This window comes from Gulosibacter hominis (assembly GCF_904842695.1).
GTDB lineage: Bacteria > Actinomycetota > Actinomycetes > Actinomycetales > Microbacteriaceae > Gulosibacter > Gulosibacter hominis.
Window position 1 is genome coordinate 190,773 of the sequence record NZ_CAJGWQ010000002.1, and the last position, 23,169, is coordinate 213,941.

At 62.5% G+C, this 23,169-nt stretch carries 17 protein-coding genes; 12 read left to right on the plus strand and 5 right to left on the minus strand.

Going from position 1 to position 23,169, the window contains the following annotated elements; genetic code table 11:
- Positions 1 to 131: 131 nt before the first annotated feature.
- The 6 genes from pyrH (at position 132) to JMV54_RS03175 (ending at position 4,388) form a co-directional block, all read left to right on the plus strand.
- Complete coding sequence (gene pyrH / locus JMV54_RS03150; RefSeq protein WP_201517447.1) at positions 132 to 872, plus strand: UMP kinase; 741 nt, start codon at positions 132 to 134, stop codon at positions 870 to 872.
- Positions 873 to 934: 62 nt separating this feature from the next.
- On the plus strand, positions 935 to 1,417 hold the full coding sequence (locus JMV54_RS03155; protein WP_201517448.1) for a PACE efflux transporter: 483 nt from the start codon (positions 935 to 937) through the stop codon (positions 1,415 to 1,417).
- Positions 1,418 to 1,477: 60 nt separating this feature from the next.
- Positions 1,478 to 2,032 carry a ribosome recycling factor gene (gene frr, locus JMV54_RS03160; RefSeq protein WP_201517449.1) on the plus strand — a complete coding sequence of 185 codons (555 nt, stop codon included), beginning with the start codon at positions 1,478 to 1,480 and terminating at the stop codon, positions 2,030 to 2,032.
- A gap of 21 nt (positions 2,033 to 2,053) precedes the next feature.
- Positions 2,054 to 2,989: a phosphatidate cytidylyltransferase gene (locus tag JMV54_RS03165; protein ID WP_201517450.1), complete on the plus strand. Its 936-nt coding sequence runs from the start codon at positions 2,054 to 2,056 to the stop codon at positions 2,987 to 2,989.
- 23 nt (positions 2,990 to 3,012) lie between these two features.
- Complete coding sequence (locus JMV54_RS03170; RefSeq protein WP_201517451.1) at positions 3,013 to 3,576, plus strand: DivIVA domain-containing protein; 564 nt, start codon at positions 3,013 to 3,015, stop codon at positions 3,574 to 3,576.
- A 143-nt stretch (positions 3,577 to 3,719) separates the two neighbouring features.
- Positions 3,720 to 4,388 carry an aggregation-promoting factor C-terminal-like domain-containing protein gene (locus JMV54_RS03175; RefSeq protein ID WP_201517452.1) on the plus strand — a complete coding sequence of 223 codons (669 nt, stop codon included), beginning with the start codon at positions 3,720 to 3,722 and terminating at the stop codon, positions 4,386 to 4,388.
- A gap of 439 nt (positions 4,389 to 4,827) precedes the next feature.
- Here JMV54_RS03175 and JMV54_RS03180 read toward each other — a convergent pair whose 3' ends face one another.
- Positions 4,828 to 5,874, minus strand: coding sequence for an AI-2E family transporter (locus JMV54_RS03180; protein WP_201517453.1), 1,047 nt, complete (start codon positions 5,872 to 5,874; stop codon positions 4,828 to 4,830).
- A complete protein-coding gene (locus JMV54_RS03185; RefSeq protein ID WP_201517454.1) occupies positions 5,874 to 7,475 on the minus strand; it encodes a DivIVA domain-containing protein in 1,602 nt (533 codons plus the stop codon). Before JMV54_RS03185 ends, JMV54_RS03180 begins: the two co-directional genes overlap by 1 nt.
- A 227-nt stretch (positions 7,476 to 7,702) precedes the next feature.
- On the opposite strand from JMV54_RS03185, the gene JMV54_RS03190 reads away from it, so the two are divergent.
- Complete coding sequence (locus JMV54_RS03190; RefSeq protein WP_201517455.1) at positions 7,703 to 10,015, plus strand: DUF8094 domain-containing protein; 2,313 nt, start codon at positions 7,703 to 7,705, stop codon at positions 10,013 to 10,015.
- On the plus strand, positions 10,008 to 10,997 hold the full coding sequence (locus JMV54_RS03195; protein ID WP_201517456.1) for a tetratricopeptide repeat protein: 990 nt from the start codon (positions 10,008 to 10,010) through the stop codon (positions 10,995 to 10,997). The genes JMV54_RS03190 and JMV54_RS03195 overlap by 8 nt, the downstream gene beginning before the upstream one ends.
- A gap of 99 nt (positions 10,998 to 11,096) precedes the next feature.
- Here JMV54_RS03195 and glgB read toward each other — a convergent pair whose 3' ends face one another.
- From glgB to glgX, 3 genes are all read right to left on the minus strand, one after another.
- On the minus strand, positions 11,097 to 13,316 hold the full coding sequence (gene glgB, locus JMV54_RS03200) for a 1,4-alpha-glucan branching protein GlgB (RefSeq protein WP_201517457.1): 2,220 nt from the start codon (positions 13,314 to 13,316) through the stop codon (positions 11,097 to 11,099).
- A gap of 99 nt (positions 13,317 to 13,415) precedes the next feature.
- Positions 13,416 to 15,395 carry an alpha-1,4-glucan--maltose-1-phosphate maltosyltransferase gene (locus JMV54_RS03205; protein ID WP_201517480.1) on the minus strand — a complete coding sequence of 660 codons (1,980 nt, stop codon included), beginning with the start codon at positions 15,393 to 15,395 and terminating at the stop codon, positions 13,416 to 13,418.
- A gap of 172 nt (positions 15,396 to 15,567) precedes the next feature.
- On the minus strand, positions 15,568 to 17,661 hold the full coding sequence (gene glgX / locus JMV54_RS03210; protein ID WP_201517458.1) for a glycogen debranching protein GlgX: 2,094 nt from the start codon (positions 17,659 to 17,661) through the stop codon (positions 15,568 to 15,570).
- A gap of 89 nt (positions 17,662 to 17,750) precedes the next feature.
- Between glgX and JMV54_RS03215 the strand changes: the two genes are divergently transcribed.
- From JMV54_RS03215 to ligA, 4 genes are all read left to right on the plus strand, one after another.
- A complete protein-coding gene (locus JMV54_RS03215) occupies positions 17,751 to 18,959 on the plus strand; it encodes a cysteine desulfurase family protein (protein WP_201517459.1) in 1,209 nt (402 codons plus the stop codon).
- A 20-nt stretch (positions 18,960 to 18,979) separates the two neighbouring features.
- Positions 18,980 to 20,134 (plus strand): tRNA 2-thiouridine(34) synthase MnmA, encoded by a 1,155-nt coding sequence (gene mnmA / locus JMV54_RS03220; RefSeq protein ID WP_201517460.1) that lies wholly within the window; start codon positions 18,980 to 18,982, stop codon positions 20,132 to 20,134.
- A 131-nt stretch (positions 20,135 to 20,265) separates the two neighbouring features.
- Positions 20,266 to 20,751: a hypothetical protein gene (locus JMV54_RS03225; RefSeq protein ID WP_201517461.1), complete on the plus strand. Its 486-nt coding sequence runs from the start codon at positions 20,266 to 20,268 to the stop codon at positions 20,749 to 20,751.
- Positions 20,748 to 23,123 (plus strand): NAD-dependent DNA ligase LigA, encoded by a 2,376-nt coding sequence (ligA, locus tag JMV54_RS03230; RefSeq protein WP_201517462.1) that lies wholly within the window; start codon positions 20,748 to 20,750, stop codon positions 23,121 to 23,123. The genes JMV54_RS03225 and ligA overlap by 4 nt, the downstream gene beginning before the upstream one ends.
- Positions 23,124 to 23,169: the final 46 nt, after the last annotated feature.

A 23,169-nucleotide genomic window follows, 5' to 3' on the forward strand; every position in this document is an offset into this window, starting at 1 on the left:
GAGTGCGAGCCGGGTTGCTCACCGCTAGCTGAGCAAGTGGCTCGGAAGCACTGAGTAGGCTCGAAAACGAACACCCTGCGGAACGTGCGCCTAAAGGCGGCACGAATTCCGCGGCGCAGCAAAGGAGATCTATGTCGATCAATGGCAAACGTCGACGCGTCATGTTGAAACTCTCGGGTGAAGCGTTCGGTGGTGGAAAACTCGGTGTTGACCCCAACACCTTGCGTGCGATCGCCCAGGAAGTCGCGAGCGCGGTGCAAGAGGTGGAAATCGCGATCGTGGTTGGTGGCGGCAACTTCTTCCGCGGTGCACAGCTGGCCGATGCCGGGATGGATCGCAGCCGGGCCGACTATATGGGGATGCTGGGCACCGTAATGAATGCGCTTGCACTCCAGGATTTTCTCGAGCAGGCGGGGGCACCCACGCGCGTGCAATCGGCTATCGAGATGCGGCAGGTTGCCGAACCCTATATTCCGCTGCGAGCCGAGCGGCACATGCAAAAGGGGCGCGTGGTTGTTTTCGGTGCCGGCGCCGGGCTGCCATATTTTTCGACCGATACAGTTGCGGCACAGCGCGCACTTGAGATTCACGCCGATGTCATGCTCGTGGCCAAAAATGGCGTGGACGGTGTTTACACCGCCGACCCGCGCACGGATGCAGATGCAAAACTCATCCGCAAAATTTCGTACCAGGATGCACTACAGCGCGGCCTGAAGGTGGTTGACTCGACCGCCTTCAGCCTCTGCAAAGACAACAATATGTCGATGCGAGTGTTCGGGATGCAGCCTGAGGGCAATATTGATCGGGCCATTCGCGGCGCCGATATCGGCACACTGGTATCCAATTCGGTATCCGAAATCGAAACAGTCTAGTTCGGCACATTCGGGCCAGCGGTGCTGTCAGCGCACCGCTGGCCCGGTGTCGCTATTGAGCGATGATCTATTCACTGCAGGGGCCGGTTCGCCGCATTGTCTATGTGGCGGCCTACGAGCTGATCGCGCTCATCCTCACCACCGGCTACATGATGGCCATGGGCCAGGATCTCGGGGCCTCGGCGTTGGCGAGCGCAGTCGTTTCGATCACCGCGGTGTTCTGGAACTTGGTGTTCAACTGGCTATTTGAACGCTGGGAAGCGCGGCAAACGCGGCGCGGTCGCAGTATCGGCCGGCGCATCCTGCACGCGCTGGGGTTTGAGGGCGGGCTGGCACTGATGATCGTGCCGTTTTTTGCGCTCTGGTTCGGTATTTCGCTCTGGGAGGCGCTGGTGCTGGAAGCCGGCGTGCTCGTCTTTTTTCTCATTTATACCTATGTGTTTGCGTGGGTGTTTGACCGGCTTTTTGGTCTACCCGAGTCGGCCCAGCCGCATCCAAACACTGGCTCTGTGCCCTCGGAAGACCCAACTGAACCCCCACAATGACTCGCTGAGGCTGTGCTAATGATTAGGATGGCTTCATCCGCTGCAGCGAAAGGAATATCAGTGATCTCCGACATTCTTGCCGAGACCAAAGACAAGCTTGAAGGTGCTGTCCAGCACGCCCTGGATGAATTCGGCAACATCCGCACCGGCCGCGCCAACCCCGGCCTGTTCGACAAGATCCCGGTCGACTATTACGGCACCCCGACCCCGATCGGTCAGCTCGCCTCGCTGCAGGTTCCCGAAGCTCGGATGCTCGTTATCACTCCCTATGACAAGTCAGTCATCAAGGAGATCGAGAAGGCAATCGTTGCGCAACCGAACCTGGGCGTGAACCCCACCAACGACGGCAATCTGATCCGCGTGGTGATGCCCGAACTCACCAAGGAGCGTCGCCAGGAGTACGTGAAGCTCGCACGCGACCGTGCTGAGGATGCTCGCATCGCCGCCCGTAACGTGCGTCGCAAGGCAAAGACTGATCTCGAGGCACTCGAGGGTGAGATCAGCGACGACGATATTGCTCGCGCCGAAAAAGAACTCGACAAGATCACCAAGCAGTACGTCGACCGGATCGACGAGGCACTCAAGGCTAAAGAAGCCGACCTGCTCGAGGTTTAGCAGCCAGCCAGGACCGTCTACATGAGCGCACCCGATATGAACCGCAGCCCGCTAGTGGGCGAGCGGCAGCGAATCGCTGCTCGGGTGCGCTCATTTAATTCACGCGTCAACGAGCGCAGTGGCCGTGATCTGTTCAAAGCCATTGCGGTGGGGATCGGGCTGATCGTCATTATGACCGTCAGCCTGGTGTTTGATAAGCGCTGGTTTGTGCTGGTCGGCACCGCGTTTGTGTTGGCGCTGGTGTTGGAGCTCAGCACCGCGATGCGCGGGGTGGGACTGTATGTGCCGCGCATCCCGTCGGCTCTGGTGCCCATCGCGGTGGTGCCGCTCAGCTACTTCTACGGCCCCTCCTGGCAGTGGGCGGGACTGCTGCTGGGGTTGCTGCTGGTGAGTGCCTGGCGGCTGGCCGCCAATTGGTTTGATGCCTCGCTTCGCACTCGGCGGGGGATTGGGCTGGATATTTCGTCGAGCGCCTTCGTGCAGCTCTACCTCACCTTCCTCGGGTCATTCACCGTACTGCTGGCAGCCCAGCCACGTGGCGAGCTGTGGGTATTGACCTTCGGCGCTGTGGTGGTGTGTGTTGATACCGGCGCCTATGTGTTCGGGATGCGATTTGGACGCACGCCGTTGGCTCCCCGCATCAGCCCAAGCAAAACCTGGGAAGGCATCATTGGTGGTGGCATCACAGCCATGGTGGCTGCCGTGATCGCCTGCACGTTCATCCTCGATCTGCCGTGGTGGTTCGGTCTCATCATGGGGCCGATGCTGACCATCACGGCGGTGGCGGGTGATCTCACCGAGTCGATGGTTAAACGCGATCTGGGCATCAAAGACATTTCTGATTGGCTGCCCGGCCACGGCGGATTTTTTGACCGTTTTGACTCGATGCTGCCTTCGGGTGCGATGGCATTCGCGCTGTATTTTTGGTCGGCACCGCTGATGCGAGTGGTTGCCTAGTTGAGGAATGGCACAATAGGACCGTGACGAATCAAACTCCGTTTCCCATCGCGCCGCGTGGCGAGCTCGGATACGACTGTGATGAGGTCGATCGGGCGCTGCGAGTGGCTCGCGAACGTTATGAGAATTTTGACAACGGTTCGGGCGGCAAACGTCTGACCGCGAAGAGTATCCGTCACACGGCTTTCACCATGCGTAAGCGTGGTTATTCGGCTCCGCATGTGGATGCGGCGCTCGAGCGGCTCGAGGATGCGGTTGCGGTGCGTGAGCGCGAGGAGCGCATCTCACAGCTTGGCCGCCAGCAATTTGACTCTGAGGTGAAAGAGGCCGCTCGCGCGGTGCTCAAGCGCGTGCAGCGCCAGAAGGGCGAGCGTTTTCGTCGGGTTTCGGTGTTGCAGCGCGGCTACTCAGTGGATGAGGTCGATGAGTTTTGTGACCAGATCGACCAGTTTTTGCGTGGCAAGCAGTCGATGACGCTGCGCCAGGCGCGCGGTGTGGCATTCACCTCAAAGCGTCGCGGCTATGACGAGGGCCAGGTAGATCTGCTGATTGATGCGCTCGTCGACGTGATGCTTGCGATTCGTTAGCGAGATCTGACCGGCGTTCGGTGCGGAGCGTATCCACCGGGCTGCATCCTGAGAGTTCCCCGTGGTGGCTACCATTCCGTTGTCATTCCGTGACCTTTCCGTTACCGTAGATAGTGTTGCTCCCAAACGGAAGGTGACCCCATATGAGCCAGCTGCAGCGTACCGGTGCGACCCGAGCCGCGCGTCCTGCTGCTCTCACTGCGGCCCGCCGCAATCGTGTCATCGCAGGGTCGATCGGCGCCTGTGTGACCGCCGGTATCGCCCTCACTGCGATCGTCCAGGCGAGCGCTCCGGCTCCTGCCGCTCAGGCAGTTGAGCTGCCCTCGGTGGCCGATATTTCGGCGGCAAATTCGCAGTCGTACCAGGCGAACCTCGGCGCGGTGGCATCGGTTGAGCGAAAAGAAGCGGTTACTACCGAACTTGAGCCCGAGCCCACGCCCGAGCCGGTGCCTGTCAGTTCGGATAGCTCGGCTACTGCGAGCGATGACGCTGGTCAAGAATCGGCCGAGCCGGCCTACGTTCCCTACAGCGGCGGCGGCTCGAAGAGCGAGTGGATGGCTGCCGCGGGAATTCCTGAAAACGAGTGGGGCGCCGCTGACGCGTTGATTTCACGCGAGTCGGGTTGGAACCCAGACGCAATGAACGCATCGAGTGGTGCTTGCGGTCTGGTGCAAGCACTGCCGTGCAGCAAGATCCCGGGCCAATGGAACAACCCGGTTGACGCGCTGCGCTGGGGCAATGGCTACGTGAATGCGCGCTACGGCGGCTGGAACGGAGCGCTTGCACACAGCAACGCGAACGGGTGGTACTAGGCCGTCACGCGAAACTCCTTTGTCTCGGGCACAGCAACGCTGTGCCCGAGTTTTTTGTCGGTGCTGTCTCTAATGCGGCCTCAGTACACTGGCAGCCATGTCAGGGCAGCGTAACCGGTCGAGTCGCGGCGGTAGGCGACGGCACAATAAGTGGCAAGTCGAACCCGAACCGCTTGACATTGGTCGGATTCGGGGCGCGACCCGGCGCGTCGAGGCACGTCACGGGGCTGAGTGGACGGTGCAGCAAATCCGTTCGGAACGCGCCCAGAAGCCCTATCGCTGCCCCGGGTGCGGCAGAGAGGTGGGTGTGGGTGTGGCCCATGTGGCGGTGTGGCGCGCCGATAGCGTGCTGGGGGATGAGAATCGGCACTGGCAGATCGGCGACACTGGCACACGCCGTGCTGGCAGCGCTGGTAGCGACTGCGGGGTTGCGGCTGGGCTAGCGCTCGTCCTGTACCGGGATGATGACCTCTTCGATGATGATCATGATGCTGGCCGCGACCGGAATGGCGATGAGGGCACCGAGTAGGCCCAGCAGCGTACCTCCAGTGAGCGCAGCAATGACCACAACCGAGCCGGGCACTTTCACCGCTGACGACATGATGCGCGGAGAAATCACATAGGCCTCGATCTGCATGTACACGAGGTAGTAGATGGCGCAGATCCACCACACCGGGGTTCCCGGCGGGGCCAACAGCAATTGGGCGAGGACGATGAGTGCCGAGGCTGAAATCGTACCCACCATCGGAATGAGTGAACCGACGAACGCCAGCACCGCGAACACCATCGGCATGGCCGCATCGATGATGGTGAGGAAAATGAACGACAGCACACCGTTAACCGCGGCGAGACCAATCTGTCCCATCACATATTTGCCCACCGAACCGGTGACCTTTTCAGTGATTTTGGCGACGGTTGCGCGTTTGGAGCCGGGAGTCAGACGATAGAACGCCCGCTTGAGCGAGTTCATGCTGGTGATGAAGTAGGTCATCAGGATGAACACGATCATCGCGCCGAACAGTCCGTTTACGATGCCCACACCCACCTGCAGGACGCCGCCGGTGATCGCGCCAGCATTTTTTTGCAGCCAGGCGGTGGCCTCGGCAATGATCTTATTGATATCGAGTAGCGGGAAGGTGTTTCGAGCCCAATCGGCAATGTTGGAGTTGATGAGATCGTTCACGATAGCGCCGTAGCGCACGCCGATCTCGTTCACCTGCTCGGACACCGAGGGCACGATTGCCCACACCACGAGCGCCACCGCTCCGGCGACGAACACGATTGTGGCCAACATGGCTACGGGCCGCGGCCAGCGGCGCCGCTCCAGCCATGAAATCAGCGGCTCGAACCCGAGCGCGAGGAAGAGTGCGGCACCGATATAGGTGAGCACTGTCGACAACGAGGTGAGCATGCCGGCGAGGAACATTGCCAGCAGCACACCGATTGCGCCGAAAAATCCGACGCGGACGGGGTTTTCGATCTGCATTATGACTCGTCGGTTTCGTTAGCTGCAGCGGGTTTTTCAGTCGCTGGCTCCGAAGTTTGGGTGGTCTGCTGCGGGGTGGGGATATTGAGCTGCTGGAAAACCGCGCGCATCTGGTCGAGGTAACCGATTACCTCGTCGCGTTCATCCTGCAGTTCGCGCAGACGGCGCTCGGCATCGGCGGTTTCGGTGCGGCTACGCTCTTCGAGCTCACGGGCGCGCTCGCGCGCCTGCCGGTTCGCCTGCTCGAGCAGGGTTGCGGCACGGCGTTCGGCCGATTCGATGGTTTCTTGCGCGCGGGCGCGGGCATCGGCCGAGATCTTGCTTGAGTCGCGGCGCACCTGTTCGCTGCGCTGATTAAGGTCGGCGAGCTGCTCGGTAGCCTCGTCGATCATGCGTTTGGCCGCAGCCTCGGCATTGCGCCCGGCAGCCACCAGCTGCTTTTCGAATTCGTTTCGTTTGGTGGTCAGCTCGACCTCCTGCGCCGAGCGCGCTTCAGCGAGTTCGCGCATGACGGTTTCGCGCTGCTCACCAAGTTCTGCGTTGAGGCGACTGCGCAGCTCATTCTGCTCGCGCTCGAGCGCGCGGCGCACCTCGTCGGTTTCGAGCTCTGCTTGGGCGCGCAGATCTGCCACTTCGCGCTCGGCGAGTTCTCGCAGCGCGGTGGTCTCGCGCTCGACCTGCTCACGCAGTGACTGCGCGTCGGTTTCGGCCTCGCTGCGCAGGCGAGTCAGTTCGGCGTTAAGAGTTTCGCGTGCGGTGCTGGTTTCGCGGTCGAACCGAGTCTTGGCTTCGCCGAGCTCCTGCTCTTGCTGGTGCCGGCGCTGTGCCAGCTCGTTTTCGAGTTCGGCACGGCGTTCGACCAGCTCGCGCTGCATTGCTTCGCGTGCCTGCTCAACCTCGGCAGTACCGTTGAGTTTGAACTCTTCGAACCCGCGCTGCTGTTCGGCGAGCTTGGCAAGCGAGTCGGCCAGCTCGGTTTCGTGCTGTTGGCGCTGGCGAGCGATTTCTTCGTTCGCTACCGCGCGGGCGGCGGCGATTTCACGGTCGGTTGAGTGTCGCCGCTCGCGCAGCTCAGCGGTGATCTGGTTTTTTACCGACTCGATTTCGCTCTCTTGGTTTTGGCGGGTGAGTTCGGCCTCTTGGGTGGCATTTTCGACGAGCTGGTCGGCAGTTGACTGCGCTTCGGCCTGGATTCGGCGGGCGGAAGCGTCAGCTTCATTGGTCACGCGCTCGGAATAGTCGTTGGCGTCTTCCTGTACCTTGAGCGCATTTTGGCGGGCCTCGCTCAGGATGCGGTCGGCTTCGCGGTTCGCGTCGGCAATCAGCCGGGCCGCCTGTTCTTCCGCAGTGGCGAGGGTGCCGGCAAGGCGGGTGCCAAGCCCGGCATAGGTTGGGGCATCGCTTTCTTTCAGGGCCCGCTGCAGCTCGTCCGCACGGCTGGTGAGCTGCTCGAGCTCGTTGTTGCGCTCTTCTAGTGTGCGGGAGGTTTGTTGTGACTGCTGTTCGAGCTGCTGGATGCGCTGCTGTAGCTGCGCGATTGCCTCATCTACCTCTTCACGGCTGTACCCGCGCATAGCCATGGTGAAATTGAAGCCATTCACTCGAATCAAACCTCCCGGTCACGTTGTCGACGCCCTGCGTCCACGCTCTGGCAAAAGCCTAGTGCGACCTTCCGACGAAGTTTGGATGCGCGCGCAGAATTGATCGCCTCCGGTGATATTGACTGCCCGCCCAGGTGGAAACAGGGCGCTGGTCTAAAATTGAGCATCCGTTCGGTAATCAAAAGCTGGGGCTCACTGCCGAATCGGACGGATACGGAGGAGAACTGGTGCGATTTATTCTGTCTGCGCTTGCTGCGGTGGCCGGTGCCGTGCTTTTGATGATTGGGCTGCTGCAGTTCTCGGAGGCGGCCGCGATCGATTCGATTACGGCCAGCGGCGAATCGCAGTCTGATGCGCCGGTGATGGTGCTTGATGAAAAGGTGCTGTCATCGCACGCCGGGGCGCAGTCAATCGTGATTTCTGGTGACGGCCCGATTACCGTGGCGATTGGTCGCACGAATGATGTGCACGGCTGGGTTGGCGAGGCCAAGCATGACGCGATCAGTGTCGGACCGAGTGTTGACGGGCATCCCGATCAAGAATCACTGGAGTTCACTGTCACCGGTTCTGAAACGGAAGTACCAGATCCGCTCAATAGCGATCTGTGGATGGAAACGATCGAGGGCGATGGTGAGCTCACGATCAACACCGTGGTGGCTCCCGGCTATTCGATGTTGATCGCTAGCGACGGTGCGCATCCGGCACCAAATAAGGTCGCCATCACCTGGCCATTCGGAGGGTACGCACCCCTTTCGGGGCCGTTGATTGTTGCGGGCGCGGTGCTGCTGCTGGTAGCCGGACTGTTGCTGTGGTGGGCGCTTGCCGGGCGTCGACGCGCGCAGCGTCGCGCGGTGGTTGCGCCCGTGGCGCCAGCGAAGCCCGTGGACGCTGCGCAGCGGGAACACGCCGCTCGCGACCACGAGCAATGGACGGCGGTGCAGTGGGACGACGAGTTGGCCGAGAGCGTCGTGGCCGCTGCCGCGGACGCGCAGCGTGATCACGAGATTGATACCGAGCTTGAATCAGCGCCCGATCTTGACCTTTCCGAACCATTCCAACCGCGCAATGCCGAGGAAGAGCCGCTGCCGACCTCAGAGATTCCGATCATCCGCAGTGCTGCACCGGAAGCGAACGAACAGGATGCGGCGAGCGACGACGCTGAACCGGCCGTGATTGATGAACCGGCCGTGGTTGATGAACCGGGTGCACAGGATGCGGCCGAGTCGGCTACCGATTCCGCAGCGCCCGTGGCTGAGCCGGAACCCCAAACCGAGCCACAAGCCGAGCCCGAGCCCGAAACGCAGGCCGAAGAGCCCGAACCTGCCGACAGTCCAGAATCTGCCGACAAACCGGAGCCGGTCATCGAAACCCCCGCCGCGCCCAGTTCTGACGACGATGAATCGAAGTGGAAACGTCCCCGCGGCCGTAATCGCTCGCAGGCGCCGAAACGGGTGTTTTTTGTGGCGCCCGCGCTGCTTGTTGGAGCACTCACCCTCGCCGGCTGTGCGCCGCAGTACTGGCCGCAATCATGGACCGGCACCGAAATTGCCCCCACCGGCACCCCGACTTCTGAGGCAGACGCGGCCATCATCGATGAGGGTGCGCACTATCCGGTGCTCTCGGTAGAGCGGGCCGACAAAATCATTGCTGATGCTGGGGCACGCGCCAAAGAAGCCGACAAAAACCGCGACGCGAAGCTGCTCGAGCCGCGCTTTACCGGTGATGCTCTCGCCGAGCGCAAGGCACTGTATAAGGCCCAGAGCGCCGACGGTGAGCTCCCCGGGCCGGTGCCTTTTCCCACGGGCAAAGTCGCATATTTGATTCCGGATGCGACGCAGGAGTGGCCGCGCACCGCATTCGCTGTGGTCAACGCCACCTCCGACGGTTCGGCCGATGCCGTGCCGTTCGGCGCCATGCTGGTGCAGCAATCACCGCGCGAGGGATATCGAATCACTTCGCTGGTGCAATTTGAACCCGGCGTGCAACTACCCGATGCTGCACCGGTTGAGATCGGTGCCACACCGCTACCGGAGTTGACAGACGGACTCGCCCAGAACCCCGACAAAATTGCCGCAGCCTACGCCGACATCATCGCAAAGGGCGATAAGTCGGAGCACGCAAAGAATTTCACTGCCGAACATGACGCACTGCGCAAACAGGTGAACGATGACTATCGCAAGAGCGAACGCGACGGTCTCGATGCCGAGGTCGCCAAACTCGACTTCAGCTATGCGGCCACCGATAGCGAACCCGTCGGCGTAACCGCACTTGATGGTGGTGCGATCGTGGCGGTTTCGATCCACGAAACCGAAACGCTCAGCGCCGTTAACGACCGCTCACGTATATCGGTGGCTGGCCGCACGGCCGCGCTCGCGGGCACCGACACTTCAGAGTTTGGTTTTGAGCGGGTCTACACCGACCAGGTTTTGTTCTACATCCCCCCGAAAGCAACCGGTGGCAAGGTGTCGTTCCTCGGCACTTCGCAGGCGATGACCAGCGCACGTCAACTGACAAAGGATGAGGTCAACACGAATGGCTGATGAACAGGTAAACGACCGCTCGGCAGCGATTGCTGGAAGCGGGGGAGCGGTTGATCTGAGCACGCTTGCTGGCGCTGCAGGCGCGCAGGAAGCTCAGGCTCGGCCCCAGCAGCCCGCGCCACAGCCGGCTGGCGCATCCCAGCACCCGGGACAGCCCGGCGGCTCGCAGCAAATTCCGCTGCCGGATGTGGTTATCGAGGGCTCTGACACCGAGCTCGAGCAATTCGCCCAGTTGTCGAGCCTGCTGCCCGTGCTGGTGCAGATGCATGCGGGATGGTCACACGAATCGACCGAGCTGGTGCCGGTGCTCGAACAAATTGTTCGTGCCGCTAATGGCCGCATCGCACTGCTGCGCATCAACCTCGATGCACACCCGCATCTTGGCCGACAACCGCAGACGATCGCGCTATTTGGCGGCCAGCCCATGCCGCTCTTTAATGGCAACCCGCCGCGCGAACAGATCGAGCAGCTCGTGGCCGAGCTGATCCAGGCGGCCGCTCAGCGCGGCATGACCGCAACTATTGCCACCGGAGCAGCGCCGGAAGAGCCGGCTCCCGAACCCGAACTGCCCCCGCTTCACCAGGCGGCACGGGATGCGCTTGAGCGCGGCGATATTGCTGCCGCGCAGCAGGCCTATGAAAAAGCCCTCGCCGAACAGCCAGGCGATGATGCCGCTCGCACCGGGCTCGCGCAGGTGAGGCTGCTGGGCCGCCTGCAGGGGAAGACCCTCGCTGAGATTCGTGAGCGCGCGGCTGAAAACCCGAACGACCTCGAAGCTCAGCTTGAGGTTGCCGACCTCGACCTATCGGGCGGGCACGTTGACGACGCCTGCAACCGACTGCTGTCGCTGTTTAGCAGCGTGGATGTAGACGGCAAGACGGCGATTCGTGAGCGACTGCTCGAATACTTCGAGGTGGTCGGTAATGAGGATGTGCGTGTGCAGCGGGCGCGGCAGCAGCTGACAAACCTGCTGTTCGCCTAGTTCGCAGCTGAACGCAATTGGGCCGGTTCCGCATCCAACTCGCGGAACCGGCCCAATTGTTTGCGAGCGACTACGGTCGCTCGTCAACCAATTGCCAGGCTAATCGATCGGCTTCAAGAACGTCGCGCCCAGCGGCGGGATGCGCAGCGCCAGCGACTGCGCGTGGCCCTGCAACGGCATCGCCGAGTCGGTCAGCAGATCGCTCGGGTTCACAACCCCCGAGCCGCCGTAGCGCAGATCGTCCGAGTTGAGCACCTCGCGCCAGGCACCGCCGGTGGGCACACCGATGCGGTAGTCGTCGAGTGCCGAGTTCGAAAAGTTGTACACGCACAGCAGCTCGCCACCGGAACGGTCGCGGCGGATGAAGGTGATCACACTGTGCCCGGCGTCATCGGCTGACCCCCACTGCAGCCCCGCGGGATCGTTGTCCAGCTCCCACATAGCCGGGGTGTCGCGGTAGAGCTGGTTGAGGTCGCTCACCCACCGCTGGATGCCCGCAAAAGTGGGATTTTCGAGCAACCACCAGTCGATGCCGCGCTCTTCGCTCCACTCGTTGGGCTGGCCGATTTCCTGCCCCATGAACAGCAGCTGTTTGCCGGGATGACCCCACTGGTAGCCGTAGAACGCGCGCATGTTTGCGGCTTTCTGCCAGTCGTCACCGGGCATCTTTGTCCACATTGAGCCCTTGCCGTGCACCACCTCGTCGTGTGAAATCGGCAGCATGTACTGCTCGCTCCAGGCATACACGAATGAGAAGGTGAGGTCGCCCTGGTGGTAGCTGCGGTGGATGGGGTCGCGCGAAATATAGCGCAGGTTGTCGTTCATCCAGCCCATGTTCCACTTGAGGCCGAATCCGATGCCGCCCCAGTCGGTGGGGCGGGTGATGCCCGGGAAGCTGGTGGATTCTTCGGCGATCATCACGATGCCGGGGTAGAGCTTATAGGCGGTGGCGTTGACTTCTTTGAGGAAGTCGATGGCCTCGTAGTATTCGCGGCCGCCGTCAGCGTTCGGCAGCCATTCATTCCGCGAATAGTCACGGTAGATCATTGACGCGACCGCGTCGACGCGCAGGCCGTCGATGTGGAACTCCTCCAGCCAGTACAGCGCGTTAGCGACGAGGAAGTTACGGACCTGCGAGTTGCCGTAGTTGAACACCAGCGTGCCCCAGTCGAGCTGCTCGCCCAGACGCGGGTCGGGATGCTCGTAGAGCGCCTGGCCGTCAAAGCGGGCGAGACCGAACGAGTCTTTCGGGAAGTGTCCGGGCACCCAGTCCATCAGCACGCCATAACCGGCCTGGTGCAGCCGGTCGATCAGGTAGCGCAGTTCGTCGGGTGAGCCGAGCCGGGAGGTGGGCGCAAAATAGCCGGTGACCTGGTAGCCCCACGAGCCGCCAAAGGGGTGTTCGGCCAGCGGCATGAACTCGACGTGCGTGAAACCGGTTTGGTCGAGGTATTCGATGAGCTCATCAGCGAGCTCGACGTAGCTGAGCCCCGGCCGCCACGACATGGCGTGGAGCTCGTACACGCTCATGGGCGAGTTGTGCGGGTCGGTGGCGGCGCGCCGGTTCATCCAGTCGCTGTCGTTCCACTCGTATTCGTTCGTGGATGCGATAACGGATGCGGTGTGTGGCGGACGTTCGGTGTGGCGGGCCATCGGGTCGGCCTTATCGATCCAGACGCCTTCGGCGGTGAGGATCTGGAATTTGTAGGTGGCGTGTGCGCTGACACCGGGGATGAATAGCTCCCAAATGCCGCCCTCGTTGAGGCGGCGCATGGCGTGCTTGGCACCATCCCAGTCGTTGAACGAGCCGACCACTCGCACGGCGGCGGCGTGCGGGGCCCAGACCGTGAACGAAGTGCCGGCGACCGCTTCGTGGGTGCCCCAGTGCTCACGCACATGCGATCCCATCACTTCCCAGAGCCGTTCGTGCCGGCCCTCGCCGATGAGAAAAAGATCGAGGTCGCCGATGCTGGGTAGGAAACGGTAGGGGTCATCTTCGAGGTGCTCGACGCCATCGCCATACTCGGTGGCGATCTGGTAGTCGTCGAGGCCGTGGATGTGGGTGCCCTGCCAGATACCGTGCGCGAGGTGGCTGAGAGTGACCCGCTCGCCGCTGGTAGCCAGTATGACGGTGACCGACTCCGCCAGCGGGCGACGCACTCGCAGCACTACCGGGGCCGCGGTGTCACCCACCGCATCGGTGGGATCGAGCAGGTGCTGACCGAGCACACCGTGCGGGCCGCTGTGTCGCCCCTCACCGAGCGCGAGCAGCTCGGCGTCGGGGATGAGGGGAGGGGTGAGGTTCGGTGTTGTGCTCATGGGAGTCCTCTCGTCAGCATCTGACTTCAGGCTAGCGTTCGCAGTTGAGCGCCGGCCGACCACGATTGCAGCCGCCCGGCGCTCGGTTAGGGATGCGTATTAGTGCTGTACGCGCAGGATGTGGGCTTGGCCGGGGCCGAGGCGAATATAGTTCGCGTCGTGCCACTCCCAAACCGAACCAGACAGCAGGTCTTCCACCAGGAAGCGGCTGCCGGGTACGAGGCCGAAGCTGGTGAGGTCGAGGTGCAGGCTCGATTCGACAGTGTCGCGGAAGTTGAGGTTGACGACCACGATGATCGAGTTCGGGGCGCCCGATTCGGTGTGGGCGCCGGCGAGGTGCTTCGAGAAGGCGTAGATCTGGTCGGTATCGGCGTAGTGCGCCACATAGTTGCGCAGCTGGGCGAGCGCCGGTTGGCTGTGGCGGATTTCATTGAGCCGGCGAATCAGCGGTGCAATTGATTGACCTGTGGCTTCGGCGGTTTCCCAGTCGCGCTGTTTGTACTCGTACTTTTCGTTGTCGATGTTTTCTTCTGAGCCGGGGCGGGCAACGTTTTCGATGAGTTCAAAGCCCGAGTACACCCCCCAGTTTGTGCCGGCCATCGCCCCGATTACCGCGCGTGCTTCGTAGGCGGGGCGGCCGCCGTGCTGAAGGTATTCGGTGAGAATGTCGGGGGTGTTCACGAAGAGGTTGGGCCGCATGAATGAACTGGTTTCGTGCGAAATCCAGTTCATGAACTCGTGCAGTTCGTCGCGGCTGTTGCGCCAGGTGAAGTACGAGTACGACTGTTGGAACCCGGCTTTGGCGAGGGAGGTCATCACGGCCGGTCGGGTGAAGGCCTCGGCGAGGAAGATCACCTCGGGGTGTTCGGCATTGATTTCGTGGATGAGCCACTCCCAGAACTGCAACGGCTTGGTGTGTGGGTTGTCGACGCGGAAAATTTTTACGCCGTGCTCGATCCAGAACTGCACCGTCTCGAGCACCTCGGTGTACAGACCGTTGCGGTCGTTATCGAAGTTGAGTGGATAAATGTCCTGGTATTTTTTCGGCGGGTTTTCGGCGTAGGCGATGCTGCCGTCGGCGAGAGTGGTGAACCATTCGGGGTGGTCGCTCACCCACGGGTGGTCTGGGGTTGCCTGCAGCGCGAGGTCGAGTGCGATTTCGAGGCCGAGTTCTTCGGCGCGACGGCGGAAGGCAACAAAATCGTCAATGGTGCCGAGGTCGGGATGCACATCCCGGTGCCCACCGGTTGCGGCTCCGATTGCCCAGGGCGATCCGGGGTCGTTGGGCCCGGCGGTGAGGGTGTTGTTCGGGCCCTTGCGGTTGGTGAGCCCGATGGGGTGAATCGGTGGCAGGTAGACCACGTCAAATCCCATTTGGGCGACCCCGTCGAGGCGCTTGCTGGCGGTGGCGAAGGTGCCCGAGGTCCACGATCCGTCGCCATTGGGGCGGGCTCCTTCAGAGCGGGGGAAAAACTCGTACCAGGCACCGAATCCGGCGCGCAGGCGCTCGACTTTGAGCACGCGCTCGGCCGACTTTGTCACGAGCGACCGCACCGGGTGTTCGCGCAGGTGCCGCTGGATCGCCGCGGTGGTGAGCGCTGCCAGCCGGGTGTTTGCGGGGATGGAGGTGTCGCGGGCCTGTTTGATGGCGTCGCGCAGCTGGTCGCCAATGGCCGGAGCAGCGGCGAAGGCTTCGCGGTTGTCGGCCGCTCGCTCAACGACGCGGGCGCCCTCTTCGAGCATCAGTTCCACATCGATACCGGCGGGCACCTTGATAGTGGCGTTGTGCATCCAGGTGGCGTAGTCGTCGCCGAACGCCTCCACATACCAGTGGTGGTCGCCGGTCTCGCGCACCTGAACGGTGGTCACCCACTCGTCGAGACCCGGGCGACCCGCGTGCATCCGAATGCGACGTGATTCGCCGTGCGGATCAGTGAGCACCAGCTGCGTACCGATTACGTCATGTCCCTCGCGGAATGCGACACATGAGAACGGCACCACTTCGCCCTGGTAGGCCTTGGCGGGGAAGAGGTTGTCGGTGATCTGGGAGCGCAGCTCAAGGATCGGAATGCGCCCCATTACCGGCTCGTATCCGCTGCCGGGGAATGCCGCATTCGGTTCGGTCGCTGCGCTCGTTGCGGGGCGGTTCAGCGAAAGACTGGGATGGAACTGGTTCGATGCAGGTGTTTCAGCCACGGTTTCGACGCTAGCAAGTTCGGGTGACCGCGCATGGGCGCTACCTGAACGCGCACTATGGCAACTGGATCGGTGCGGTGTTCCCGGTGATGGCGCGGTGGCGCACGGCGTAAACCCGCATCGAGGGGCCGGTAACGTGCATTCGCTGGCCGGGCGTGGCGATTGCCATCGAATCGGTGTGCAGGTGCTGCACATCATCGACGGCCGAGTCCCACAGCAGTCGGTATTCCGCGATACCGTCGATGTTGGGAAGCCGGAAGGGCGCCGGATCGTTGACGCCGTGCACCAGGATGAGCAGCCGGTCGACACCCTCGGCGAGTTTCATCGAGGCGAGATATTGCACCGAACGGGTTTGTGGTGAGTTCCACTCCCACTCGGGCATAGTTTCGCCGAGCGCGTCGAACCATTCGAGTGTGGTGGAGTGGTCGCTCAGCTCGCGGCCGTGGTTGTAATTCGTGGGGCGCAGCACCGGATGCTCGGCACGAATTTTGAGTAGCAACCGCACGTGGTTGATGCGCTCGCGGGCCTGTTCATTCCAATCCCAGTGCACCCACGAGAGTTCATTGTCCTGGTTGTAAGGGTTGTTGTTGCCTCGCTGCGTGCGGCCGAACTCGTCGCCAGCGGTGATCATCGGTACTCCGGCCGAGATGAGCAGTGTGCCAAAAAGGTTGCGCACGGCCAGTCGGCGCAAAAAGAGTGTCTGCTCGTCGGTGGTGTCGCCCTCGTAACCGAAGTTGTACGAGTGGTTGTCGTTGCTGCCGTCGCGGCCGAGTTCGCCGTTGAGCAGATTGTGTTTGGTGTTGTAGCTCACCAGGTCTTGCATGGTGAACCCGTCGTGCGCGGTGACAAAGTTGATGCTCGCCACCGGGCCCCGCTCGTCGGCGAAGCGGTTGGATGAGCCCGCCAGCGCGGTTGCCAGTTTGCCGACGCCCTCGCGGTGGTGGCCGGTGATGCGGGCCTGGGCAAAACTTGAAACCCAGAACCGGCGCACGCGGTTGCGGTACTGGTCGTTCCACTCCGACCATCCCAGTGGGAAATTGCCGGTTTGCCAACCGCCGAAGCCCACATCCCAGGGTTCGGCAATAATTTTGGCGTCGGCCAGCCGCGGGTCGGAAGCGATTGCCTGCAGTAGCGGATGGTCGCGGTGATATTCGTGGTGTTCGTCGCGGCCGAGCGTCGGGGCGAGGTCGAAACGGAACCCGTCAACGCCGAACTCTTCGTGCCAGTATCGCAGCGAGTCGATCACCAGCTGTTGCACCACCGGCTGTGAGGTATTTACCGAGTTGCCGCATCCGGTGACATCGTTCAGCCGACCGTTTTCACCGAGCCGGTAGTAAACGGCATTGTCGATTCCGCGGAAAAGCACCTGTGGGGCGTTGTCGTGCTCGTCGGCGGTGTGGTTGTACACCACATCGAGGATGACCTCGAGGCCGGCCTCGTGGAACGTGCGCACCATTTGCTTAAATTCGCGCGCAATTGCTTCGGGTCCGGCTTGGCGGGCGGCTTCGGATGCATAGGGTGCGTGCGGCGCAAAAAAACCGAGCGTGTTGTAGCCCCAGTAGTTCGTGAGTTGCTGCTGGCGCAGGTGTTGCTCGTTACCGAACGCCTGCACGGGAAGAAGCTCAACCGCGGTGACACCGAGGTTCTTGAGATGTGCGATGACGCGTTCATTGGCCAGGCCGGCGTAGGTGCCGCGCAGCGGTTCGGGCACGAACTGCGCCAGCTGCGTGTAACCGCGCACATGGAGTTCGTAGATGACGGCGTCACGCATCGGGGTGTTGGGGCGAGGCGTTTCACCCCAATCGAATTTGTCATCGGCCACCACGACGGCAACCCAGCGGGGAGTGCTGGCGCTACCGATGTTTTCGACGTGGCGAGCGTAAGGGTCGAGGCTCGTGGTGAAGCGGTCGAAGCGATGCTGTTCGCCCTCGGGTCCGTCAACCCGCAGCGCATAACGGCGGCCGGGGCGCAGTTCTGCGGTGGTGATCTCCCAGGTTTCGCCGCTGCGCTGCATGGGCAGCGAAAATTGTTCGGCGCCGCCCTCGAAAAGCACGAGATCCATCGCGGTGGCGTGGCGGCTCCACACTCGCAGGCGGCCGCCAAACTCGGTGAGCGTAACGCCAAGATCGGCAAAGTCTGGTGTGGTCATGAAAATCCTCAGCACGTCACGGCCAAACTGCTCGGCCGTCAGCGGACACCGCAAGAGTTTAACCGGCTGCAGGTGTCAGAATGTCATGCATGGTTGCTTATCTTGACTACGCCGCGACCGCACCGATGCATCCGGCTGCAAAAGCCGCGCTGGTAGCTGCGGTTGATCAGATCGGAAATCCGGGGTCGATCCACACGCACGGCCAACACGCCCGTCGGGCCCTGGAGCGGGCCCGTGCCTCGATTGCGGCTTCGCTCGGAGCCGAGCCCGTCGAGACGATCTTGACTTCGGGCGGCACGGAGAGCGATAACACCGCAATTCAGGGGCTGTGGCATGCACGCAACCGCGATGCCGAGCGGCCACGCATCATCACCACTGCAATCGAACACAATGCCGTGCTCGACACGGTGGCCTGGATGCGTGACCACCACGGAGCCGAGGTGGTGATCGTGCCGGTTGACACGACCGGTGTGATTGATCTGGATGCGCTGGAGCGCGAGCTTGACGATCGCACGGCACTGGTGGCCATGCTGCACGTCAACAATGAGATCGGCACGGTGCAGCCGGTGCGCTCGGTCGCCAAACTTGCGAACGCGGCCGGAGTGCCGGTGCACATCGACGCGGTAGCGAGCTACGGCTCATTGCCGGTGTCGCTGCACGAGTGGGGTGTGACCTCGGTTGCGGTTTCAGCGCACAAGGTTGGCGGCCCGGTGGGAATCGGCGCGCTGGCACTGCGCCGCGGCACCAAACTTGACCCGCTCATCCACGGCGGTGGACAGCAGTACGGACTGCGATCGGGCACCCAGAACATGGCCGGCGCGGTGGCGTTCGGTGCCGTTGCCGAGCTCATTGCTGATGAGCAGTGGCTGGCCGAACACGCTGCCCGAGTGCGTGAGCGGCGCGACCGGATGATCGAAATCGTGCGCCAGGCGGTGCCCGATGCCACGCTGACTGGTGCCGACCCGGATGCGTTGCTCAACGACAGTGGTGTTGAGGTTCCGGCGCGAGTGCCCGGTAATGCGCATTTTCTTTTCCCCGGCTGTCAGGGCGATTCGCTCGTGTACCTGCTGGATATGGCGGGTGTTTCGGTATCAACCGGTTCGGCATGTCATGCAGGTATCCCCGAGGCGAGCCACGCGGTAATTGGCTGCGGCTACCAGAACGAGCAGGCGCTTGGCGCGCTGCGGATGACCGTGGGTGAGCAGACCAGTGACGACGAACTCGAAACGTTCGCCAAAGTGCTGCCCGAGGCGTATGAGCGCGCCCGCAAGGCAGGTTTTTCGTACCGCGAGGTGTAGCGGCTCTTACACTGGTACCTATGAAGGTACTGGCGGCAATGAGCGGTGGAGTCGATTCGTCGGTGGCAGCTGCGCGCGCCGTCGACGCGGGGCACGCCGTGGTTGGTGTGCATCTGGCGCTCTCTCGCGCCGGTGGCACCATGCGTGCCGGGTCGCGCGGTTGCTGCACTATTGAAGATGCGGTGGATGCGCGCCGAGTTGCGGATGAGCTCGATATTCCCTTCTATGTGTGGGACTTTTCGGAGCGGTTCCGCGAAGACGTGGTCGACGACTTCATTTCGGAATACGCCCAGGGGCGCACTCCCAACCCGTGCCTGCGCTGCAACGAAAAAATTAAGTTTGCGGCCCTGCTCGAAAAAGCGCTCGATCTTGGTTTCGACTGCGTGGTCACCGGGCACTATGCCCGGTTGATTGAGCAGCCCGATGGCACTCGTGAGCTGCGCCGTGCCGCCGAACACGATAAAGACCAGTCATATGTGCTGGCGGTGCTGAATGAGCAGCAGCTGCAGCACTGCTGGTTCCCGCTGGGTGATGACGAGTCGAAGGCACAGGTGCGGGCGGAAGCTGAGCGTCGAGGCTTTGTGACGGCCAATAAACCCGATAGCTACGACATTTGTTTTATCCCCGACGGTGACACCCGCACCTGGCTGGGAGACCACATCCCGATGCGCCCCGGCGCCATCGTGGATGCGGAAGGCAACCAGATCGGTGAACATGCTGGGGCCGCCGCCTACACCATTGGCCAGCGCAAGGGCCTCAATATTGGTCGTCCCGCCCCCGATGGTTCGCCGCGATTTGTGCTTGGCATCGACACCGAACGCAACGAGGTGACGGTGGGATCGAGGGCTGCGCTCGCGATCGGCGAGGTTTCGGGGCAGCGGTTCAATTGGGCCGGCCCGGCTCCGCAGGCCGATCGTTTTGACTGCCTCGTGCAGGTACGCGCGCACGGCGAAGCTGTGCCGGGGGTATTCATCCGACGTGCCGCCGAGATCTCCACCCGCCCCGACGCGACCGAACCCGGAGTCGAGGTGGCGGTGCGGCTGGCCGAGCCGATTCACGGTGTGGCTCCGGGGCAGACGGCCGTCGTGTACGACGGCGAACGCGTTGTGGGGGCCTTCACCATCGACCGAACCGAGTCGGCCGTCGAAACCGGCGAATCAGCGCCGGCGGCCTGACTGCGGCCGCCGAGCGGGCGTTTGTCGGGTGCCGAGCGGCAGCAAAACTTGTCGGGGGGCCGACTAGACTTGGCCGAGCGTGGCGACACTGTTCGTCGCCGGGCCGAGCGGGAAGGGATGGGTTTGCGACCGTGTCAATGAGCACCGGGGGAGCGCGCGAGGGTGCCCCACAATTGCGTGATGGCGAGGCACTCGACCAGTTTTTGACGCAGGTTGAGCGCTGGGCAAAGCGGTATCCGCATCCCCATGATCGCGAACGTGCCGGAGCTGACTATGAGGCACGATTCACCGAGACCGCCGGCGAGTTCGCGGCGAAGTGCACCCCTAAAGCTCGCAAATTTGCCGTGGTCGACTGGATCGCGGCGATTTTGATGTGGCTGATTGTTGCGGGCATCGTGCTGGCACTGTCGATTTTGCTGATGCAGCCCGACATGCTCTGGTTCTGGATTTTTGTGGGGGTGGCCGTGGCGATCTTTGGTATCGGAGTGGGCTATGTCTACTACGACACCACCAACGCCGCGCACGCCGAAAAAAAGACCGACCAAAAAGCCAAGTGGCTGCTTGGCGCGGGCCGCAAGCAGCTCACCGGCTTCCTTGACGAGCGGACCGGTGTATGAGCGATCAGCTGCAGGATGAGCGCGCGGTAGCTTCGGCCCGCGCAAGCCAATTGCGTTCCCAGCTCGACGAGTGGTCAGCGGCATACTACGAGCGTGATGAGCAGATCGTTCCCGATTCGGAATATGACGCACGGATGGCCGAGCTGCGTGAACTTGAGGCGCAGCATCCAGAGCTGGTTGATCCCGAGTCACCAACTCAGCGCGTGGGCGGTGGCGTGGCAGAACTGTTCGCGCCGGTGGTGCACGGTGAGCGGATGCTTTCGCTCGACAATGTGTTTTCGGTTGCCGAGTTGCGTGACTGGCTGGTGAAAACCCAGGCGGCTATTGGTGGCGAGGTCGAGTGGCTGAGCGAACTCAAAATTGACGGCCTGGCGATCAATTTGCGCTACGAGCACGGCAGGCTTGTGCGCGCAGCCACTCGCGGCGACGGCGTCACGGGTGAAGATGTCACCGCGAATGTGCAGCATATTCCGGCTATTCCGCAGCGGCTCGAAGGTCATGGGCACCCGGATGCGTTTGAGGTGCGGGGCGAGGTATTCATCCCGGTGGCCGCTTTCGAAAAGCTGAACCAATTGCAGCTTGAGCTGCGCGACAAAGTGGTGGCGCAGCTGCGTTCGCAGCATCGCGGCGAGTGGGACGCTGCTGCCGAAAAACAGGCACAGCGCCGCGCCGAAAACCGTTTCCCCGCCTTTGCCAACCCGCGTAATGCGGCAAGCGGTGGTCTGCGGCAGCAGATCGACAAAAAAACCGGCCTCGAACATGAGTCGGGTGTGGCGCGACTTCGTTCGTTGCAGCTGTTCGTGCACGGTATCGGCGACTGGCCCAATCCGCCCCAGCAGCGGCAATCGCAGATTTATGAGCTGTTGGCCGGCTGGGGGCTGCCAACAAGCCCGCATGTGCGAGTGCTGCCGAACGCGGATGCGGTGGTGGATTTTGTTGAACAGTACCGTGAACAGCGCGCCAGCATTGAGCATGAAATTGACGGCATTGTCGTCAAAGTGGATGAACTGGAGCAGCACCGCAAACTCGGCGCCACCTCGCGTGCGCCGCGCTGGGCGATCGCCTATAAGTACCCGCCGGAAGAGGTGCACACGAAGCTCGAAGACATCCGCATCGGTGTGGGCCGCACGGGCCGTGCCACCCCGTATGCCGTGATGACCCCGGTGCAGGTTGCCGGTACGGTGGTACGGCAGGCGACCCTGCACAATCAGGATGTGGTGCGCGCCAAGGGCGTCAAAATCGGCGACACCGTGGTGCTGCGCAAGGCGGGGGATGTGATCCCCGAGATCCTCGGCCCGGTGATGTCAGCCCGTGACGGCAGCGAAATCGAGTTTGTGATGCCCACAAACTGCCCAGAGTGTGGCGCCGAACTGCGCCCCATGAAAGAGGGCGATATCGACCTGCGCTGCCCGAACGCTCGCTCGTGCCCCGCTCAGGTGCACGGCCGAATCGAACACATTGGCTCGCGGGGAGCGCTCGATGTGGAGGTGCTCGGGGAGGTGACCGCGGCCGCGCTGACCCAGCCCGAGCATCCCGCTGAGCCGCCGCTGATCACCGAGGCCGGGCTATTTGATCTCACTGTCGAAGAGCTCGTGCCGATCGTGGTGGTGGTGCGCGACGGCGAAACCGGTGAGGAGCGCGTTGACGACAGCGGTGAGCCGGTGCGTCGCGCGCCATTCCAGCGCTCGCGGCTCGAGTACCCGCCCGAGGCCGAGGGGATGACCGCGGCGCAGCGGCGCCAGGCAGGCATCAAAAAAGACCATCGAATTATCGAACCGTCTGCACAGGCAACCAAACTGATTGCCGAGCTCGAAAAAGCGAAGACCAAAGAGCTGTGGCGACTGTTGGTGGCGCTGAATATTCGCCACGTGGGCCCGGTCGCGGCTCGAGCGCTGGCCGACTGGTTTGGTTCACTGGCGGCGATTCGTGCGGCGAGCGTTGCCGAGCTGAGCTCGGTTGAGGGCGTGGGGCCGATCATCGCCGAGTCGATTACCGAATGGCTCGCGGTCGACTGGCATATCGAAATTATTGAGCGCTGGACCGCAGCCGGGGTGCGGTGGGAAATTCCTGGGCATCCGGGGCCGGGCGCTGCGGCGCAGACCGGCGGCCCGTTGAGCGGCCTGACGGTGGTGGCTACCGGAACGCTCGAGGGCTACTCGCGTGAATCGGCAAAAGAAGCGATTATTCAGGCCGGCGGTAAGGCAGCATCAAGCGTGTCAAAAAAGACCGATTATGTTGCTGCCGGTCCGGGTGCCGGCTCAAAACTCGCGAAGGCTGAAGAGCTGGGCATCCCGGTATTGGATGCGGCCGGTTTTGCGTTGCTGGTTGAGGGCGGGCCGGATGCGGTCGCGCACCTGATCAGTAACGGTTAGGCGGGGCAATAACGGCAAGGCTGGCCAATAACGGCAAGTCGGTTTG